Here is a 17,757-nt window from a genome sequence, read left to right as displayed (position 1 = left end):
TTATTCATAATAAATTAACATAATTTTCCCATCAACAGACCAGCAGTTTTACTCTTCACGATAATTTTGCGATCGCGATCAAAGAGAATCGAGCCACAAACTGTTACTTTTGTGCCGCTTTCGCTATGACTTTGGATGTATTCTTGGGCACGAACATCGATAGTTTCGGCGATCGCACTGTAAACTTTATTTACCCAATTACTATCAGTTGCAGCATCTAGGGATTTTAGGTGTGTTAGTGCTGCTTCAGCAGTTGCACTGTTAAATACAGCTTGGATATCAGGTGATTTTAAACCTGCGATCGCACAGTGAGATGCTAAAATTTCCCGCCGTCCATCAGCCAAGTAGTGATGGGTGTGGAAAATCCCGCCAGCCAACTTCATCAGCTTCCCGTGATAGCCAAATAATAAAATTTCTTTGACACCCAGCACATCAGCTTCTACTAACATTGGGCCAAGCCAGTTAGCAGTTTTGACCAATTGTTCGGGATTAATCCCTAGTTTACGCGCCAAATCTAGGCCATTCTCCCCAATACAAAATACTAAACTCTCAAAACGACTGGCTTTATTTTGTAATTCCGCCCGAAAAACCGCAAGCTGATCTGGTGTACTTAAAGGTTGAGAAATACCAGTTGTGCCTAAAAGGGAAAGTCCTTCAACCACACCAAAGGCAGAATTTGAAGTCCGAACAGCAAGCGATCGCCCTTCAGGTAAAATAATCGTCACCGTGATTTTTTCCCCAGGTGCTAACATTCGTTGCAAATTCTCTTGTAACAGCCTTTGAGCATAAGCATAAATAGCCGGCTTGTCATCAGCGTTTAATTGCCTACCAATTCCTTCTCCACCTTTAATAATTACTGCATCATCACCCTGTTCGCGCCATTCCACCAATGCCCAAATCGGTGTATCTTTAGTCAAATCAAGATTATCGCCGGGATCGCTACGAGCGATCGCTAAAGCTGTATTCTCAGATAGTCCCGCTACCTGTTCAATGGGGATTTCTGCAATTTGAGCGGGTTCAATCAAATCTATAGATGCTAAAGTTAGGGGTTTGCGATCGTGTAACCAGTGTAAAGCTGCAACAGAAGCAGCGCAGGCAAAGACAGGAAGTGTGTATCCAGAACGGGACATTTTGTAAATTTAAAAGTCAAAATAATTCTTCAACCTACGCTAACACCAAAATACTTTCCATTTCACTATCTGCAAACTGGCTGATTATACCAAAGTTATCTCGCAGGATTTGGACAATTTTATAAGTTGGGCTGTTGCCAATACGGAGATAGATAAATTTGGGTGGATGACCATAGAGAAGACTGCGCTGATGAAAATCAGAATCTTTGGAAGCAATTACAAAATCGTTTGCTTTAGCGTACTCCCAGATAACCACATCATCGGTGTTGATTAACCCTAAAGTTTTAACGTGTATTGAATTAGGATACAAATCTACAATCTGTGAAATAATCCGATCGGACAAATTTTCGTCTAGAAGGAGTTTCACAGGGATACCACAAATAACTTCTTCTCACGATCAGCAGCAAAAGCTAGACACGCTTTGATATCTTCAGAAGTTAATTCCGAAAAATCCTCTAGGATTTCTGCTTCAGTCATTCCACCAGCAAGATACTCCAAAATATCATAAACAGTGATTCGCATTCCCCGGATACAGGGTTTACCACTGCGTTTTCCAGGTTCAAGCGTAATAATGTCGTGGGAATTCATAAATTTAGTCAAGATATTTGTTTAATCAATGCGAACAGGAAGTAATAGTATAATTGCATCCAGAAAGCTTATGGAATCCTTAGTTAATGCTTCCTGGTAATGGCGATCTAATCTCTGATACTGTAACCTTACTTGTTCAATATCCATCTCAATTCCATTCACCAACAACAGTAATATATATGTACAATTCACTGAACCAACATTGGGCTTGAAATAATGTTACAGTAGTACTATAAATTGTAGCACAAATTAAAAAATATCAACAATTGAAATATAGCAGTTCTTGATTATATGAGAACACCAAAGTCCTTACTGTGAAATAATTTCAGCATTTTTCTGTATCTTACTTAACTGCACACGAATAATATACTTTCCCTAAAAACTCCAGGTTTCAGAATGGACAGGGTTTAACTGCCCAATCCGTCCATAATATCCCGAATAATAATACTCCCGTTGCGTCACCGATAACGCAGCGTTAGCGAATCGTCGAGTGTCACACCCTCTCGTAGACATCGCTTCATCAACAATCTCAAAGTTAGCCTTGCTGTAAAATTACGAATTAGTAATTAGTTAAACACCCACTTCTGATAATAGAGCTTCCATAGCTTCCCAAGAAATTCCTTGTTGAATATAACGGGGTGCTTCAGGATTGTAAGGACTGGCTACTCGGTCAATGTTGAGGATGTTTGCCCCATCTGGTATGACTGGTACATCTGCATCAAATGCTGTAGGGTGCATTAAAGAACTGGAAAAGCCTTTGAAAATAGCAATTGTATCTTCCTCATCAGCAATTTCCACCGTTACAATTAGGACTTCTTTGGTGCGTTTAGCGGTGTATTGTTCCAGTCGCTTACCAATGGAATTCATTGTTTTTAGAGTAGGGGTATGGTGGCGCAACGATGGTTACTGTGGTGTGGCTGAACGCCCCTGTTTGCCTAGCTTAATCAAAACAAAATAGCTCAAGTAAAGCACATAAATTACTAAACTAGTTATGCCAAGAAAACCTAAGAACTCAGCCTTGCTGTTAGCATGAAAATATTCTTTGAATAGTAACGGAGCCTCGAACCAGACACGACAATAGGGAGTCTTAAGCATATTGCCAGAAAAAGCACAACCCAAAAAAGGTATAAATGCTAGTGCGCCCAAAAAACAATAAACAGTTGTCGCCCAGCGCCAAGAGGTAAAAATCAATTTTAAAGAACCACTGGTTTGATACTCAATTTCATCGTTGATATCCACCCAGAACCACAATGAAATCGGGATCAAAATCTGAGCTATCAATCCAGATATAAAGCTAACTGGATACTGGGCAATCATTAAGTAAATTGTGATTGCTACCAGGCTTGATACTCGCCAGTATATAGCCAATAAGCGTTGTATGCCTTCTGCTTTTTGTACAAATGCCCAAATCAGAAGAATTAGCGGAATAATTACCAGGAATAATACTGCCAGTCGGTAATCAATCCAGACGAAAGGTCGAAACCAAATATCATAGTCCATATTTTTTCTCAAACAATAGATAAAGAAGAAGTCAGGAGTCCAAATATTAAATTAAGTAGTATTTTATACCACTAACTTGTCATAGACTGCTAAATAAACCAGGGCTATTAAACCCTTTTATTCAGGAGTCAGTCGGACTCCAATTCATCCTGAATTCTTCTTGATAATAGTTTATTGAACCTCGTATGACTAGAAGTCACGAGTATTACAAAAAATTTATAGGGGCGTACAGATGTACGCCCCTAGTGTCAATTAATTGGTTGTTTAATTTATGAAAATCGCAACTTATGCCTTTGGAAGAAGTCTATTGATTGAAATAAGGAATTTATTTTTTGTTTTCACGAGTAAAATTGTTAGCTCTAAATAAACGCTTGGAAGTGAAGGACATTGGTGAGTTCCTGCGTCCTCCACTCTAGGCGTCTTCTTTAGTCAATGCTGGTTTTTGCTGACCAAACAACAGAAAATCCAGTTGCCTCAATTTCTAGTCGTCATAAACCCGGCATTCAATTGCATCTGGGTTGTCATCACAATACTGTTCTAGAGAATTTTTTGGCTTGCTTTGGCGTTTATGGGAAGCTTCGGCTTGCAATTCTTCTACTGCATCCCAAGCAGCAGCACACTCTGGTGAGTTGCTACCGTTAATATCACAGACAGTACGCGCTTGTTCCACTTCTTCTTGGATTTTCTCTTGGATGTCGCCTTTTGCTGTTTCTTGGATGTTGGTCATTAGCTTTAGTCTCGTTGTGTGTTGTTAATACTAGTATAGAAAATGTTCAGAAATGGCAGTTTTTCGCTTGATTACTAACCATTCTAACCATTTAGTCGATCATAAGTTAGTGTTTTAGTCTATTGATTTATAACCTATACAGCAAGATACCGTATCTATAATACATTTACCTTTATTTTTTAAGATTTTGTGGAATTAGTACCATAGATAAATAATCATACAATATATTTAGATGCCTATATTAGGGAATGACAACCCCAACTTCTTGGGATGGAGGAGACAAAGGGCTGGCATCAATTCTTGTAAGATGCAATTCTTCCCAAAATAAAAAGTCAAAATCTACTAGCCTAAAAAGAGAAAGAAGCTCAAAACTCATGGCAGACCAAATGCAGTGGGCAAATGCCCTATCAACCCGTCATTCTCTGGAAGCCGCTGTTACAGATGTGGTGGAACGAGCTGTTTCATCGTTAACAGCACCTGCGGATTTAGGACTGGTATTCATTTCGTCTGCTTTTACGAGTGAGTATTCCCGACTATTACCCTTGTTAGCTGAAAAACTTTCTGTGCCTGTGCTAATTGGCTGTAGTGGTGGTGGTGTAATTGGGACGACAGTTAGCGGAGAAACGCAAGAACTGGAGTCTGAACCAGCTATTAGCTTGACTTTAGCACACCTTCCAGGAGTGAAAATTCAAGTTTTTCATATTGTTGCTGAAGAATTACCTGACTTAGATAGTTCACCAGATGCTTGGCTTGATTTGATCGGTGTCCCACCATCACCGACACCGCAGTTCATCTTGCTGTCTAGTTCTTTCGCCTCTGGAATCAACGATTTGTTGCAGGGGCTGGATTTTGCTTATCCAGGATCGGCGATCGTGGGGGGACAGGCTAGTGGTGGAGGTATGGGTGGTCGTGTTGCCCTTTTTTGTAACGATACTAACGGTGAGGAACAGCAAAACTTATATCGCGAGGGCACTGTTGGTATAGCTTTGACTGGCAATATTGTTTTGGAAACGATTGTCGCCCAAGGATGCCGACCAATTGGCAAGCCATTGCAAGTTACAAAAGCCGATCGCAACATCATTTTAGAGTTAGATGAGAAAGTACCTTTAGTGGTATTGCGAGATTTGATTGCTAGTCTCAGCGAAGAAGAACGGATTTTAGCACAGCATTCTCTGTTTGTTGGTGTGGCAATGGATGAGTTTAAGCTGGCTTTGCAGCAAGGAGACTTTTTAATTCGTGGTATTCTTGGGGTCGATCCAAATGCTGGGGCGATCGCAATTGGCGATCGCGTCCGTCCAGGACAAAGGCTACAATTCCACCTCCGCGATGCCCAAGCCTCTGCTGAAGACCTAGAATTACTCCTCCAAAGTTATCAACACCAACGAGAATCTGAACCCTCTGCTGTAGCTGCTTTAATGTTCTCCTGTCTGGGACGAGGTGAAGGACTTTATGGTAAACCCAACTTTGATTCTGAACTATTTCAGCGCTACCTTAAAGATATTCCTGTAGGTGGCTTTTTCTGTGGCGGTGAAATCGGCCCTGTTGGTGGCAGAACCTTCTTACACGCCTACACTTCAGCATTTGGAATTTGTCGCCAAAATCAGTAATGAGTAATGAGTGATGAGTAATGAGTAATGAGTAATGAGTAATGAGTATTGAATCACCTTCTAACTCCTAACTCCTAACTCTTATTCAGCAAAAGTGTACTGTTATTATCAATCATGGTCAAATTTCCAGCAGTGGCGATCGCTGAGTTAGACTGTGATGCACTATATGTCTGAATATAGCGCCGCACTTCTGGGGGAAAATGAGGATAATCTAACACTGCATCCCCATCGGCAATAGTTGCCCAGAAATCGCGCAAACCAGGAGCTATTTTTTTTGCCTGTGATAACGGTAAGTTTAATGGAGAGTGAGTTAGCAGCTTGATTAGGAAAGGGAAAGAGCGATCGCCCATCCACTGCCGTGATGACTGTTGCAAGTTGGGGAACTCAGGCACTGACTCTACGCGATGGGATAAAATTTGCAACGATTCTTTACCTTGGTTATCCCGATGAAACTCTAGCACTCGATAAGGGTGAGGATAGCTCACTAATGAACCAGTGGTAATATCATATACCCCATCTGAGTAAGCAATATCCTGGACGTGCAAATGCCCCGTAAATACTAACTTAACTCCGTAGCGCCTCAGCAGCTGCAATAGTTCTGCTGAATTGGACAACATATAACGATTTGCCAGTGGATGGTTCGATTGATTAGGCAAATGTTCCACTACATTATGATGCACCATCACCAAAACTAATTCATCAACAGATGCCGCCAGCACCTCTTCTAACCACCGTAGCTGTTTGGCATCTAAAGATCCCACTTGCTCACCCTGGTCATTAAAGGAGTTAGAATTCAGTCCAATCAGCTTAACTCCAGGCAATAACTGACGAATGTAGTAAATCTGCTGTGGATCGTCATAGCCAAACTTCGTGTAATAGTAGGGAAAATCTGCAAAAGCAATTGATTGCCGATCGGCCAACAGCACAGGAACGTCATGATTGCCAGGAACAACATAGACAGGAAAAGGTAGCTGGGCTAAACATTGTTGCAACCAGGCGTGATTCTCTGGTTCGCCGTGCTGGGTTAAATCTCCTGGCAACAACAAGAAATCTAAATCGAGTTGTGTTAAATGTTCTAGTACACTTTTAAATGCTGAGATACTTACTTCTACCAGATGAAAGCGGCTAGGATGATCCCAGATTGTGTGAGGAAGTGCCAGGTGTAAGTCGCTGACTACCGCAAAGCGAAAATTGAGAGTCATTGATTTATGAAAATGTTAAAAGCAGGGGTTAAAATAAGCCTTTTCCCAAAAGTATAACGCTTGCTTTGTTTCCGTGCGTAGGAGTGCGTCTAATTAACATTTGTATACAGAAAGCATCGATTATACACTATGGTGACAATTGATTTAAGGGTTAATCATAAGCATTTAATTTCCAAAAATTATCGGAAATTTGATTGCTAAAAATTATTAATTAATGCTCGAATAATTGGGCGATCGCTGCTATCTGTAACTGAATAAATAATGAATGGGTAATAATTCAATAGTGTTAGCGGCACAAAATGCGATGTCTACGATGGTCACTGAGCTTGCCGAAGTGTGGTCACTGAGCTTGCTGAAGTGCGGGCTATTCGGCGTCGCATATCTCATCGTAGACATCACTTTGTTTTCTGCTACTCCCCTTTTCGATAAAATAACTGAGTAGATCGGCAAAGAACAGGTTCAGAATCATGGCTCAAGCTAGTATTGGGATTATAGGTGGTAGCGGTCTTTACAAAATGGATGCCCTCAAAGATGTTGAAGAGGTGCGAATTGAGACTCCTTTTGGTTCACCATCTGATGCTTTGATTCTGGGGACTTTGGATGGTACACGGGTAGCCTTTTTAGCGCGTCATGGCCGCAATCACACGCTTCTACCGTCTGAGTTACCGTTTCGCGCTAATATCTATGCGATGAAGCAATTGGGTGTGAAGTATTTAATTTCAGCTAGTGCTGTGGGTTCCTTGAAAGCAGAGGCGAAACCACTTGATATGGTGGTGCCAGATCAGTTTATTGATAGAACAAAAAATCGGATTTCAACGTTTTTCGGTGAGGGAATTGTGGCTCACATTGCCTTTGGCGATCCGATTTGTAAGAATTTGGCGGTTGTATTGGCAGATGCGATCGCATCTCTCAATTTACCAGAAGTTACTCTCCATCGCGGCGGCACTTATGTGTGCATGGAAGGGCCAGCTTTTTCCACTAAGGCAGAATCGAATCTTTATCGCAGTTGGGGTGCAACAATCATTGGGATGACGAATTTACCAGAGGCGAAGTTGGCAAGGGAAGCGGAAATTGCATACTCAACTTTAGCGCTGGTGACAGATTATGATTGTTGGCATCCAGACCATGACAGTGTGACAGTGGAGATGGTGATTGGCAATTTGCTGCGGAATGCTGTGAATGCTCAAAAGGTGATTCAAGAAACTGTGCGACGCTTGAGTGAAAATCCGCCAACCAGTGAGGCGCATTCGGCGTTGCAGTATGCGATTTTGACTCAGTTGGATAAAGCACCCGCAGCGACGAAGGAAAAGTTAGGGTTATTGTTGCAGAAGTATTTGTAGCTTATATAGCAACAGACAGGTAGCTTAGGACAGCAATAAAATCACAAAGTACGCTGTTGAAGACGCGTTTCCCGCAAACTGTCCTAACGGCTTTGGCGACTGCTATACTGAGCTAATCCCCTCCTCCGTTAGTGTTTGCGCCGTGCGTACCATCAGGCTAGACTTACCCATTTGGCGCGGCGTGAGAACATAAGCGAATATTGCTGACCGACATAAACCGAGCAATTCCTCATCAGCTTGACGAGGAATATAAATGCCACCGCCAGCCTGTACCGTCCCCCCCACGGTGTAAATGGTTGGATTAGCCACGCAGATGCTCCCGGAAATAATCGGTGTAAAGTTGACAACGGGGAAACACTACACGCCCTTCCCGGCGCACTAAACCTGCACCCCGCAAGCGGAAAAAGATGCGCTCATCTTCACAGGTATTCTGGTGAATTACTTGGAACATACCCTGAACCAACTCCTGTTTATTATGCAGCCGGAAAAGGTGGTTACGCAGATGATTGCCAAAGGGGCCATTATCTGCGATCGCATTGGCAAATAATTCGGTAGGATAGAGGCGATCGCTAGCAACTGAGTAAAGTGCAAGCCTTACTAAATAAGGATGTCCACCTAGTAACGCTATTAATTGCTTTTCTTCGCTAGCGTTGAAAGGTGAACCATGACGGCGGTTTAAATCAGCAACCTGTGCTGCTGTAAAGTCTTCTAAATCAATTACTAGCCCAACATTAAAAGGGGATTGGTTGAGATTATCAATTAGCTGATAGGGTTCGGTGGAAGTAACCAGCGCTAAATCCAGTTGCTTCCAAATAGGATTAGTGGCGCGGCTATTATGCCAGCTTCGCAGCATTCCAAAGAAATCAGAGCGGAAATCTGTATCAAAGACCCTTTCAACTTCATCCATCGCTAAGACAATGGGGTTGCCAAACTCCTTAAGCAAGTAGCGGCCGACGTAGCGAGTACAACGCTGACTATTGCCCAAAGGCATATTCCAATACTCATCAACTTTGTCTGTCATTTCCAGTTCATCGGTTAACCAAGTACAGAACTGGCGAAAGAAAAGGTCAGCATTAGTTAAGGCGGCTTTATCAAACAATTGGAAATCCAGCAAAGCAACCCGCTTAAGAGCATTCACAGCAGTATGAATCGTGCGGATTAACAAGGAACTTTTGCCCATTTGCCGGGGGCCTTTAATTGTAATTGTCACACCCTGCCGCTCAATAGTCTCTAAGGTAAGTGCATCAGATGAGCGTTCCACGTAAAAAGCAGATTGCGATTCCATTGTTCCTTCCGGCATTTCCAGCGAGAAAGGCTGTGCTGAAGGAAAGGGATGAGGTAGAGGTGACGGCTGACTCATCTGGAGTAAATCTGCTTTCGATTTTTCTTCACTAATCGCCAATGCACCGCCAGAGACAGCTTGCAACAACTCTGCAATTAGGCGCGGCGTATCTTCTGCATCTTTCCAGAACGCCCAGTTAATCCCATTTAAGTAAGCACTCAAGGGATACAAGAACGGTTCTTGATACGCCAGACGCACCGGGAGAATTATCGGGCGTCCTGATTGTGATTTTGCCAAGTGATGTGCTGTCTCGATTTCTGCTACCACCATCTCGCTGCTGGTTGACAAGCCTGAAAGAAAAGTAATCAAAAAATCAGCTTGGCGGATTTCTGCTTCAATACATTCAGCCCAGCGCGTGCCAACGGACATGGTTTGGTCGATAAAGACTTTGTGCTGCTGCGATAGCGCCTGGAAGACTTGCAGCGCTACTGGTTCATCAGGGCTAGCATTACGCTTGTAGCTGATGAAGATGCGTTTAGTCTGTGAGTTTAACATTACTATTAACCTTGTCTTCCTTCAGCTTTTTGAGTGGAAAAGCTTTTCTAGTTGCGAGTCAATCTTGTACAGAAGTTGGATAATTCTGTACTTCGTCATCCAAGGGCGATTTTTGCCTATTTTGAGGATTAGCTGAACAAATTAGGATTTTATTCACAGCGCTATCAATTAGTTACACTCTACTACAGCGCAGTTGCAGGCAATTACCGACAGCACAAAAAAATCGTTCACGCAGCTAAAAGGCTCATTAATGGAGTTCAAAGGCTCATTAGAGATATGAAAATAATGTAGAGACGTAGCACTGCTACGTCTCTACAAAGGTTCTGGATAACGCATATTTAATTTCTAGAGATACAGCACTTCCGGCAGCTATGAGGTACATCCTCAAAGCTGAAAGCTATGATAGAAAAGGGCAAAAAGAAAAACTGTACTGTATTGCATAATAGCTATCAGTGCTTTAACCCAAGTTTTTCTAGTCCTCTTCTAGAGGACTTGCACCATTAGACAGGGAATAGAATTCCCTGGCTGGCTGGCGGTCTGTATTGCATAATAGCTGGAAGTGCTGTATCTATAGAATAGAATTCAAGGGAATTAAACCCCAACACAGTTCAGTTAAGAATAGTAGGTTGGGTTGAGCTTAAGCGTTACCCAACAAAGCCTTGATAATGTTGGGTTTCGTTCCTCAACCCAACCTACGCCTACGCCAGTTTTAGTTTTGAGCCTTAAGTGAACCGTATTGAATTAAACCCCATCTCAAACCAAAACAAAGCCTGCATAGACAGGCTTTGCTTAGTAGCACCAGACTATAAGTCTGTGAGTGCTTTGATATTTTTGCAAAAGATTGAAAGACTAATTTCAATCAATGTTTCTGACTGCTCCCTTCACTGCATCGCCTGCATCTTCGGCTGTGCGCTTAACATTTTTACCAGCATCTTCAGCCCCACGCTGAACATTTTTCGTCACGTCTTCGGCAGCATTCTGGGTATTACCCTTGATATTTTCAATTCCTCGCTGAGTCCCCTTTACAAGCCCTTCGCGCAATTCATCAGCGGAACTGCCGATATCTTCACCCAGGTTTTTTACTCTTTCACCAAGAGGTGTCCCTTGCTGAAGATTCCGGCCATATTGCTCTCGACTGTCAACTGACTTCTGCTCAATATTCTTTTGAGCATTTTTCACTAATGCCTTAGCTCTGTCATTAGCTGCCTTTTCATCTATCGCTCTAGGATCTACATCACTAAAGTTATTCATCCCACCAGCAGGAGAATTCAAAGGATAATCTTTAGTGGAATCAGCTCGCTCGACATTAGGTGCTTGATAACCAGGCTGTGGTGGCTGTGATGCTACTCCTGGAGCACCACAAGCCTGAGTCAAAAATAGGAATATTCCTGCTAAAAAAACAGTTAAAACTTTCAAAGGACGAATGTTTTTCAGCCAAATCATTGCTTTTTTCATAGTTTTCACTCCTTGCATTTTTGTGACTAGTTAAACTTCAACCAAGATAGCATTTGGAATTAATTTTGTATCCCAAGCTTTCAGAACGAATAATAACTTTATTTAATGATATTAATAATTAAATAATTTTTACCTCTAGCGCAAGTCACATTTTAATTAGCACAAAAGGAATAATTTTATCTAACTCTAGAGAGATATAAACTAAAATAATATGATTGTTGTCAAAAGAGTTACGTCAACCTGTTTGATACTTCAAAAGCTTTGGATATATAGCTGATGTCCCATAATATTTGAGTATTTAGCTTTTGTTGCTATACCATTAAATGACTAAATTTATGAAGCAATTTTTACGCTGGATAATTTTGGGAGGGACGCTGTTTTTTTTAGGAAAAGCTCTGAAGGATAATTGGATTGGGGTGACAGCTATCCGCATTGATGGGGTAGGATGGGCAATTATGGCGATCGCTACAGGGGTAACTTTACTAGCTCATACTTGGGCAGGCTGGATCTGGACTTGGATTTTGCAAGAGTTAAATCAACCTGTATCATCTCCCCAATTCATCCAGGTTTACCTAAAAACGAACATCGCGAAGTATTTACCAGGTAACATCTGGCATCACTACGGACGAATTGTCGCCGCCAAAAATGCCAATATTCCTACAGGTGCAGCTACCTTAAGCGTTTTACTAGAACCGTTACTCATGCTAGCAGCTGCTTTAATCATCATTGTCCTATGCAGTAGCCAGTTTGCAGCAGCGAATACCACCCTTGTTATACAAGTACTACAATTTCTCAGTTTAGCTGTAGTCCTTGGTGCGATTCATCCCTGGTTTTTGAACCCGGTTATTCGCTTTTTGTATAAATTAAAAGCAAAAAAGTCTGCTGCTACCACTCAACCTACTGTTCCCTTCAGTCTTAAAAGCTACCCCCTACGCCCTTTGTTAGGAGAAGTGGGCTTTATGGGACTACGCGCCACTGGGTTTATACTAACTATGTTCGCCTTGGGTTCGTTGAATGCGAATCAAATTCCTTTGTTGTTAGGGGCTTTTAGTTGCGCTTGGTTGTTAGGATTCGTTATACCGGGTGCGCCTGGGGGATTAGGTGTGTTTGAAGCGACTGCGTATGAACTTTTACGACACCACTTTCCAGCTGCCTTAGTATTTAGTGCGATCGCTCTATATCGCCTCATTAGTATTTTAGCTGAAACTGCCGGTGCTGCCCTTGCTTGGTTAGATGAACGTCTTGCAAAATCATGAATCAGGTAAAACTCATTTTTGTCTATCTACCTTCATCTGGGAAAACACACGATAACCATCTAGATTTAATTGCTGATTACTGTTTTGTTCCTCTTCTTCCATCTTAATCAAGTTATATTCTACATTTTCTGCATAAATGGCAAACGTGATATTAAAAATCTCGATAAAATTTATTACCCCTTTGCATTCCTCTTCGGAATAGTTTTCGTAAAAACGAATCAAATGAGCAATCCGAGTTTCTAAGTGTCTCCGGGAATTTCTACAAATCAAAATAATCTTTAATAACATAATTACCAAGGTTAAAGCATGACCTTGGTTAATTAATAATAGAAATAAGTCCGAAGGCTCTTTAGCATTTTCTGTTGTAAAGTAATCAATCACTCGATTACAAGTTCTCAAGAAAAATTCTTTAGTGATAATTTCTTGATTATAATCCGTTTTCCATAAGGATAAACTATGTGCAAACTGCTGCCGCCAAGCCTCGACTGATGTTTGGTTTTCTACAGAAAAAAATAGATATTTTTCTAGGTTTATTTTAAATTCTTTCAGAGTTTGATTTTCAGTTTGCTTAATAAATATATGGGCAATATTATCATGACTAAACACACCTCTTTTTAAAACAATTGCTTTTATTAAGCGCAGAGCTTGATCTCCCAAAATACTGGGATTTTTATAGCGTGTTGTGCTTGAAACGGCAGATTGAGAACGAGCAATATACATTGCAAGTTCAAATTTAAATTTCTCTTTTATCTGTTTAGAAAGCCTCCTAGCAGCCTCTTGTTGTTCTTTAGGGTTCTTATTATTAACAGATTGATCGATCAATAAATAGGAAGTGTAGCGATTAGCCCAATGACCTTTAGATGATTCTTCATACTTAGTAGCAAATAATTTCAATTCCTTGTAATCTTTGCTCTTGGCAAAATTCTCTAACCAGATTTTACAAGTTTTTACTACTGGAGGATTATCGTCCTTAATTTTCAGATTTTCATTAACAAATAAATTAACTAAATCTTGGATATATTTGTCTTTTCGATTACTTTTCCAATTATTAACTATGATGTAACAGCACCGCTTCAGTGTATTATATAGTTCCTGCTCATGCTCATCTAGAAAAACACTATATATTCCAGGTATATAATCAGAATATTCGGAATCAAGTCCTTCTATAAATAAACCTTTGAATTCACGTAAAACATCCTCTGGCGGCAATTTATTGACAATTTCCAAAAAGAAGCTATAAACCTCCTCTTGGGCAGTTTGCACATCTAGTTGACTAGAGTTAGACGTAGCATAATGGGGATTTTCCTGAGTAATTGATAAACGATTAGCGGTCATTTCAGTTATCAGGACAAAAAGGCTTCCTGTTCATATTATTACCAGCTTAACCTTGGTGAACAGGAGCATCAATCTATTCTTCAGAAATTCAGTCATCTTTTTACATAAATTTGATTAAATAGGACTATAAATAAAGTATTAAAGACAAATTGTTTAATACTTCATCAAATAGTTCAGTGAAATTACTTATTTATAACCAGAAAAGACCATACATACATAAATAGATATGAGCGGGTTTATCTATACATTTAGATACAACCCGCTCATGCCTTCTACCGAAGCCTTTCGGTATTTTAAATTTTTAGTGGGGGTGGAGGGACTTGAACCCACACGACCTATTACGGTCAACGGATTTTCATTCTCCCGCAGTTTTCACTGCTGCCTGATGACTATAGCCAAATCAGGTTTTAAGAATTGGACTCTCCCTTTACCCTCGACTTTACGTTAGGGTAGCTCCCGTCGGGTCTCTGCACCTTCCGAACAGTTATGAGTTAGGAGTTAGGAGTTAAGAGTTTTAAATTTACTCAGCACTCAACACTCATGACTCAGGACTTTCTTCGGCTTGGCTCAGGATTGCCATGTCTGTCACCAGATTTAGGTTTCCCTGAGTTTGAGAGCTTCCACTTGAGGGATTTCTCCTTCAAGGCTCAGTTATCTAAGTCCGTAGCGTCTACCATTCCGCCACACCCCCGCAGGTGTTTGGTAAATAACTAGTATAACTAGCTATTTTTTGGAGGCAGCAAATACCGCCTTATCTATTCCACCATCAATTGTGTCTTTTGTCCAACTAGATTGAAAATATTTTTTCTAGATTGTGCGATCGCTTCCAAATCGGAAGTTTTATTCGTAATCAACCTAGAGGGGTTTTCCATCTGGTGTAACTAAAGCATTTATTTGCTAGTAGATTTACGATGTTAGCATAAAATTAGCTTTTATCAATCAATCTGGATAAAAAAGGAATTTTGTCGTAGTAATCTTGAAAGCATCATGATTATACTTCCCTCAGTTTGGCTGTTCAGCCTATTATGGAAAACAGATGCTTAGACCAAAAAAGTTATGATTGTCGCCCTGCTATATCTGATTTTGGCTGGAGCTTACCTTCTGGTAATCCCCATTGCTGTACTGTTCTACCTGAAGCAGCGTTGGTATGTAGCTAGCTCCATCGAGCGTTTGTTGATGTACTTTTTAGTGTTTTTCTTCTTTCCGGGTTTGTTGGTTCTATCGCCATTTGTAAATTTCCGACCCCAACGGCGACAAGTTCAAGTTTAACGAAATTGGTAGGTCATAACTCTCATGCGACGGATTGACGCTATTGGAATTGGCTTAGGTGTTTTTATCGCCGGCGGCTTGGCTTATCTAGGATTGCAGCTAGTCGGTTTGGATAATCAAAAAGCTGGTATATGGAGCCAAGTCTTACTAGTCAGTGGATTAATTGGCTGGTTAGCGACCTATTTTTTCCGTGCGGTGGGACAAAAAATGACCTACCACCAACAACGGGAACAATATGAGCAAGACTTTCTGCAAAAGCGGCTAGATGAGCTTACTCCTGAAGAACTAGCACGAATTCAAGCCGAAATAGAACAAGAAGAGCAATCTCAGGTGTAAAGTTATCATTAGTCAGTTGTCTCATTTGTTCTTTGTCATTTGTCCTTTGTAACTTGCCTAAAGCTAATGACCAATGACTAATGACCACTGACCACTGACCACTGACTATTGACTAAAATGACTGCAATTTCTGATTGCTTTGAAACCCTTGGGCACAATCATGAGTGCGCTCTGATTCCGTTTATCACTGCTGGCGATCCAGATTTAGAAACCACAGCAAAAGCCTTGCAGGTTCTAGATCGTAGTGGAGCCGACATTATAGAAGTGGGTATACCATACTCCGATCCTCTGGCTGATGGGCCAGTTATTCAAGCTGCTGCTACTCGCGCCTTGCAAAAAGGTACGAAATTGGAGCAGGTGCTAGAAATGCTGCAAGGGATTACTCCCAAATTGCGATCGCCCATTGTTCTGTTAATCTATTACAACTCAATTTTGCATCGGGGAATTGAAAAATTTCTTCAGCAAATTGCTGCGGCTGGGGTTGCAGGATTGGTAATACCTGATTTGCCCTTAGAGGAAGCAGCAGGATTGCTCCAAGCATCTAGTGAGATGGGAATTGACGTAATTTTGTTGGTTGCTCCCACCAGTGATGCTAAACGAATAGAAGCGATCGCTCGTTCTTCCCAAGGATTTATTTATTTAGTCAGCGTGACTGGGGTTACAGGGGTGCGATCGCAACTGGAAAACCGGGTGTCCGATTTACTCAAACAAATTCGTAGTGTTACTGATAAACCCATCGCAGTCGGCTTTGGCATCTCTGAAGCTGAACAAGCCCGTCAGGTAAGGGAATGGGGCGCAGATGGTGCGATCGTGGGTAGTGCTGTTGTCAAACGGTTAGCAGAAGGGACACCAGAGCAGGGACTTTCGGCGATCGCCCAATTTTGCCAAAGTCTCAAGGCAGCCATCAAGACGACCAACACCAGCATAAATACTTCTCTTGATTAGACTGAGAAAGTAGATTAAAAAAGTATAACAGTGTAGTTTTTCTATCCTTGTTTGGTAGACAATTTGACCATTATGGTCTTGAATATTAACATCAGATATGATGATGTAAAAAAACTAGCTGATATAGTCGCTTATAGTTTGAGTATTATGTGAAATTAAGTAGGCATAATTTATGAGTGTGAGAGTGAGTCAGTTACGAATGATTATAGTTACGTCGCAATCGAGGAGCAAAGGCGATGAGTGAGAGTATGGCGTTTATCGGTGGGGTAGCCGTAGCTGGGCTGGCGGCTCTCGTATTGCTCAAAGGAACAAATACCCCTCTACAATCTAACTTCGCTGTTCCTCCACAAATCCAAGGTGCTGTAGCACCGGGAATGCCGCCGGCACAAATGTATTCTCCTTACAACCCTTATGCGCCGCCACCAGTGTATCCCGGTCAGGTTCAGCCACCGACTGGTAGTAATAATGACCAGCGCCTAGAGATGGAGAAATTGAACACGCAGATGCAACTGGAGCGTTTAAAAAACGACAATGAACAGCTAAAGTTGCAAAATCAACAACTCCAGGGTCAAGTCCAAAATTTCAATACTCGGCAGCAGTGGGAACAAGCCCAGCAGTTTAACCAACAAAAATCAGCAGCAACATTCCAGCCGCAAAATAATTGGTGGTCTTCACCCGTGCTTTGGGCTGTGGGAGGCGCAACTCTCACTATTGGTGGTGGTGTTGTTGTCGCTGGGGTATTGGCTTTGTTCTCACCACGGCAGCGCCCAGCCCGTACTGTACAAGTTATTCACCCTTACCAAGGAAATACACCGCCCTTGGTTCCAGTCCGTCGTGCTGAGTTTCTGCCTGCTTCGCGGATGGAAGCAAGACGAGTTGAAGCCCAAGAATACGACGAAATGCACGGATAGGGAAAATAAAATAACAGATAAATACCTATTGAAAATCTCGTTTCCAGGTATAACTTGGAAACGAGATTTATTGATCTACTGTTGCGAATCCGGCAGGCGACAGCCCTTCTTTAGTCATTCCCAGTCATATTATGTCCGCATAATTAGTTATGATTTCCACAGGCATTACACCCCACCCCCAACCCCCTCCCCGCAAGCCTACGGTGTACACACAAGTTTGATTACCTTATTCCACATCGTTTCGATCCCCCCTAACCCCCCTTGAAAAGCAGGGTGGATTAATTGTCGGGAGAGAAAAAGTTTTCTCACTCGACCATTG

18 protein-coding genes are annotated in these 17,757 nt (G+C 41.6%); 7 read left to right on the top strand and 11 right to left on the bottom strand.

What is annotated here, in order from left to right:
- Positions 1 to 14 precede the first annotated feature (14 nt).
- From cbiD to RMX69_RS26905, 6 genes are all read right to left on the bottom strand, one after another.
- Entirely contained in the window at positions 15 to 1,130 is a 1,116-nt protein-coding gene (gene cbiD / locus RMX69_RS26930) for a cobalt-precorrin-5B (C(1))-methyltransferase CbiD (RefSeq protein ID WP_322639248.1), read from the bottom strand.
- Positions 1,131 to 1,164: 34 nt separating this feature from the next.
- The gene (locus tag RMX69_RS26925; protein ID WP_322639247.1) at positions 1,165 to 1,497 is read right to left on the bottom strand and encodes a DUF5615 family PIN-like protein; all 333 of its coding nucleotides are present in this window, start codon (positions 1,495 to 1,497) and stop codon (positions 1,165 to 1,167) included.
- A complete protein-coding gene (locus tag RMX69_RS26920; RefSeq protein ID WP_322639246.1) occupies positions 1,494 to 1,718 on the bottom strand; it encodes a DUF433 domain-containing protein in 225 nt (74 codons plus the stop codon). The genes RMX69_RS26925 and RMX69_RS26920 overlap by 4 nt, the downstream gene beginning before the upstream one ends.
- Before the next feature lie 570 nt (positions 1,719 to 2,288).
- On the bottom strand, positions 2,289 to 2,585 hold the full coding sequence (locus tag RMX69_RS26915; RefSeq protein ID WP_322639245.1) for a hypothetical protein: 297 nt from the start codon (positions 2,583 to 2,585) through the stop codon (positions 2,289 to 2,291).
- A 36-nt stretch (positions 2,586 to 2,621) separates the two neighbouring features.
- Positions 2,622 to 3,218: a DUF3177 family protein gene (locus RMX69_RS26910; RefSeq protein ID WP_322639244.1), complete on the bottom strand. Its 597-nt coding sequence runs from the start codon at positions 3,216 to 3,218 to the stop codon at positions 2,622 to 2,624.
- Positions 3,219 to 3,699: 481 nt separating this feature from the next.
- Positions 3,700 to 3,945, bottom strand: a complete 246-nt coding sequence (locus RMX69_RS26905; RefSeq protein ID WP_069074399.1) for a Calvin cycle protein CP12 — start codon at positions 3,943 to 3,945, stop codon at positions 3,700 to 3,702.
- 374 nt (positions 3,946 to 4,319) lie between these two features.
- Between RMX69_RS26905 and RMX69_RS26900 the strand changes: the two genes are divergently transcribed.
- The gene (locus tag RMX69_RS26900) at positions 4,320 to 5,552 is read left to right on the top strand and encodes an FIST signal transduction protein (RefSeq protein WP_289797398.1); all 1,233 of its coding nucleotides are present in this window, start codon (positions 4,320 to 4,322) and stop codon (positions 5,550 to 5,552) included.
- Positions 5,553 to 5,626: 74 nt separating this feature from the next.
- Here the strand turns inward: RMX69_RS26900 and RMX69_RS26895 are convergent, their stop codons facing one another.
- Positions 5,627 to 6,754, bottom strand: coding sequence for a metallophosphoesterase family protein (locus tag RMX69_RS26895; protein ID WP_322639243.1), 1,128 nt, complete (start codon positions 6,752 to 6,754; stop codon positions 5,627 to 5,629).
- 467 nt (positions 6,755 to 7,221) lie between these two features.
- On the opposite strand from RMX69_RS26895, the gene RMX69_RS26890 reads away from it, so the two are divergent.
- Positions 7,222 to 8,094 (top strand): S-methyl-5'-thioadenosine phosphorylase, encoded by an 873-nt coding sequence (locus tag RMX69_RS26890; protein WP_322639242.1) that lies wholly within the window; start codon positions 7,222 to 7,224, stop codon positions 8,092 to 8,094.
- 102 nt (positions 8,095 to 8,196) lie between these two features.
- Here the strand turns inward: RMX69_RS26890 and RMX69_RS26885 are convergent, their stop codons facing one another.
- The 3 genes from RMX69_RS26885 to RMX69_RS26875 all read right to left on the bottom strand — a co-directional run bounded on the left by RMX69_RS26885 (position 8,197) and on the right by RMX69_RS26875 (position 11,386).
- Positions 8,197 to 8,403, bottom strand: a complete 207-nt coding sequence (locus RMX69_RS26885) for a hypothetical protein (RefSeq protein WP_322639241.1) — start codon at positions 8,401 to 8,403, stop codon at positions 8,197 to 8,199.
- Positions 8,396 to 9,931, bottom strand: a complete 1,536-nt coding sequence (locus tag RMX69_RS26880; protein ID WP_322639240.1) for an AAA-like domain-containing protein — start codon at positions 9,929 to 9,931, stop codon at positions 8,396 to 8,398. The genes RMX69_RS26885 and RMX69_RS26880 overlap by 8 nt, the downstream gene beginning before the upstream one ends.
- A gap of 855 nt (positions 9,932 to 10,786) precedes the next feature.
- Positions 10,787 to 11,386: a hypothetical protein gene (locus RMX69_RS26875; protein ID WP_289797394.1), complete on the bottom strand. Its 600-nt coding sequence runs from the start codon at positions 11,384 to 11,386 to the stop codon at positions 10,787 to 10,789.
- Between the two features lie 335 nt (positions 11,387 to 11,721).
- Between RMX69_RS26875 and RMX69_RS26870 the strand changes: the two genes are divergently transcribed.
- Positions 11,722 to 12,642 (top strand): lysylphosphatidylglycerol synthase domain-containing protein, encoded by a 921-nt coding sequence (locus RMX69_RS26870; RefSeq protein WP_322639239.1) that lies wholly within the window; start codon positions 11,722 to 11,724, stop codon positions 12,640 to 12,642.
- Positions 12,643 to 12,654: 12 nt separating this feature from the next.
- Here RMX69_RS26870 and RMX69_RS26865 read toward each other — a convergent pair whose 3' ends face one another.
- Positions 12,655 to 13,977, bottom strand: a complete 1,323-nt coding sequence (locus tag RMX69_RS26865) for a hypothetical protein (RefSeq protein ID WP_289797392.1) — start codon at positions 13,975 to 13,977, stop codon at positions 12,655 to 12,657.
- Positions 13,978 to 15,033: 1,056 nt separating this feature from the next.
- On the opposite strand from RMX69_RS26865, the gene ndhL reads away from it, so the two are divergent.
- The 4 genes from ndhL (at position 15,034) to RMX69_RS26845 (ending at position 17,438) form a co-directional block, all read left to right on the top strand.
- Positions 15,034 to 15,246 (top strand): NAD(P)H-quinone oxidoreductase subunit L, encoded by a 213-nt coding sequence (ndhL, locus tag RMX69_RS26860; RefSeq protein ID WP_185581107.1) that lies wholly within the window; start codon positions 15,034 to 15,036, stop codon positions 15,244 to 15,246.
- 24 nt (positions 15,247 to 15,270) lie between these two features.
- On the top strand, positions 15,271 to 15,582 hold the full coding sequence (locus RMX69_RS26855) for a DUF3007 family protein (protein ID WP_289797391.1): 312 nt from the start codon (positions 15,271 to 15,273) through the stop codon (positions 15,580 to 15,582).
- Between the two features lie 117 nt (positions 15,583 to 15,699).
- Positions 15,700 to 16,527: a tryptophan synthase subunit alpha gene (gene trpA, locus RMX69_RS26850; RefSeq protein ID WP_289797390.1), complete on the top strand. Its 828-nt coding sequence runs from the start codon at positions 15,700 to 15,702 to the stop codon at positions 16,525 to 16,527.
- Positions 16,528 to 16,763: 236 nt separating this feature from the next.
- Positions 16,764 to 17,438: a heterocyst differentiation related protein gene (locus RMX69_RS26845; protein WP_322639238.1), complete on the top strand. Its 675-nt coding sequence runs from the start codon at positions 16,764 to 16,766 to the stop codon at positions 17,436 to 17,438.
- The last annotated feature ends 319 nt before the right edge of the window (positions 17,439 to 17,757 follow it).

Source organism: Nostoc sp. EspVER01 (genome assembly GCF_034530635.1).
Classification (GTDB): Bacteria; Cyanobacteriota; Cyanobacteriia; order Cyanobacteriales; family Nostocaceae; genus Nostoc.
The sequence above is the reverse complement of the archived record's forward strand: the minus strand, read 5'-3'. Positions and strand labels throughout refer to the sequence as shown.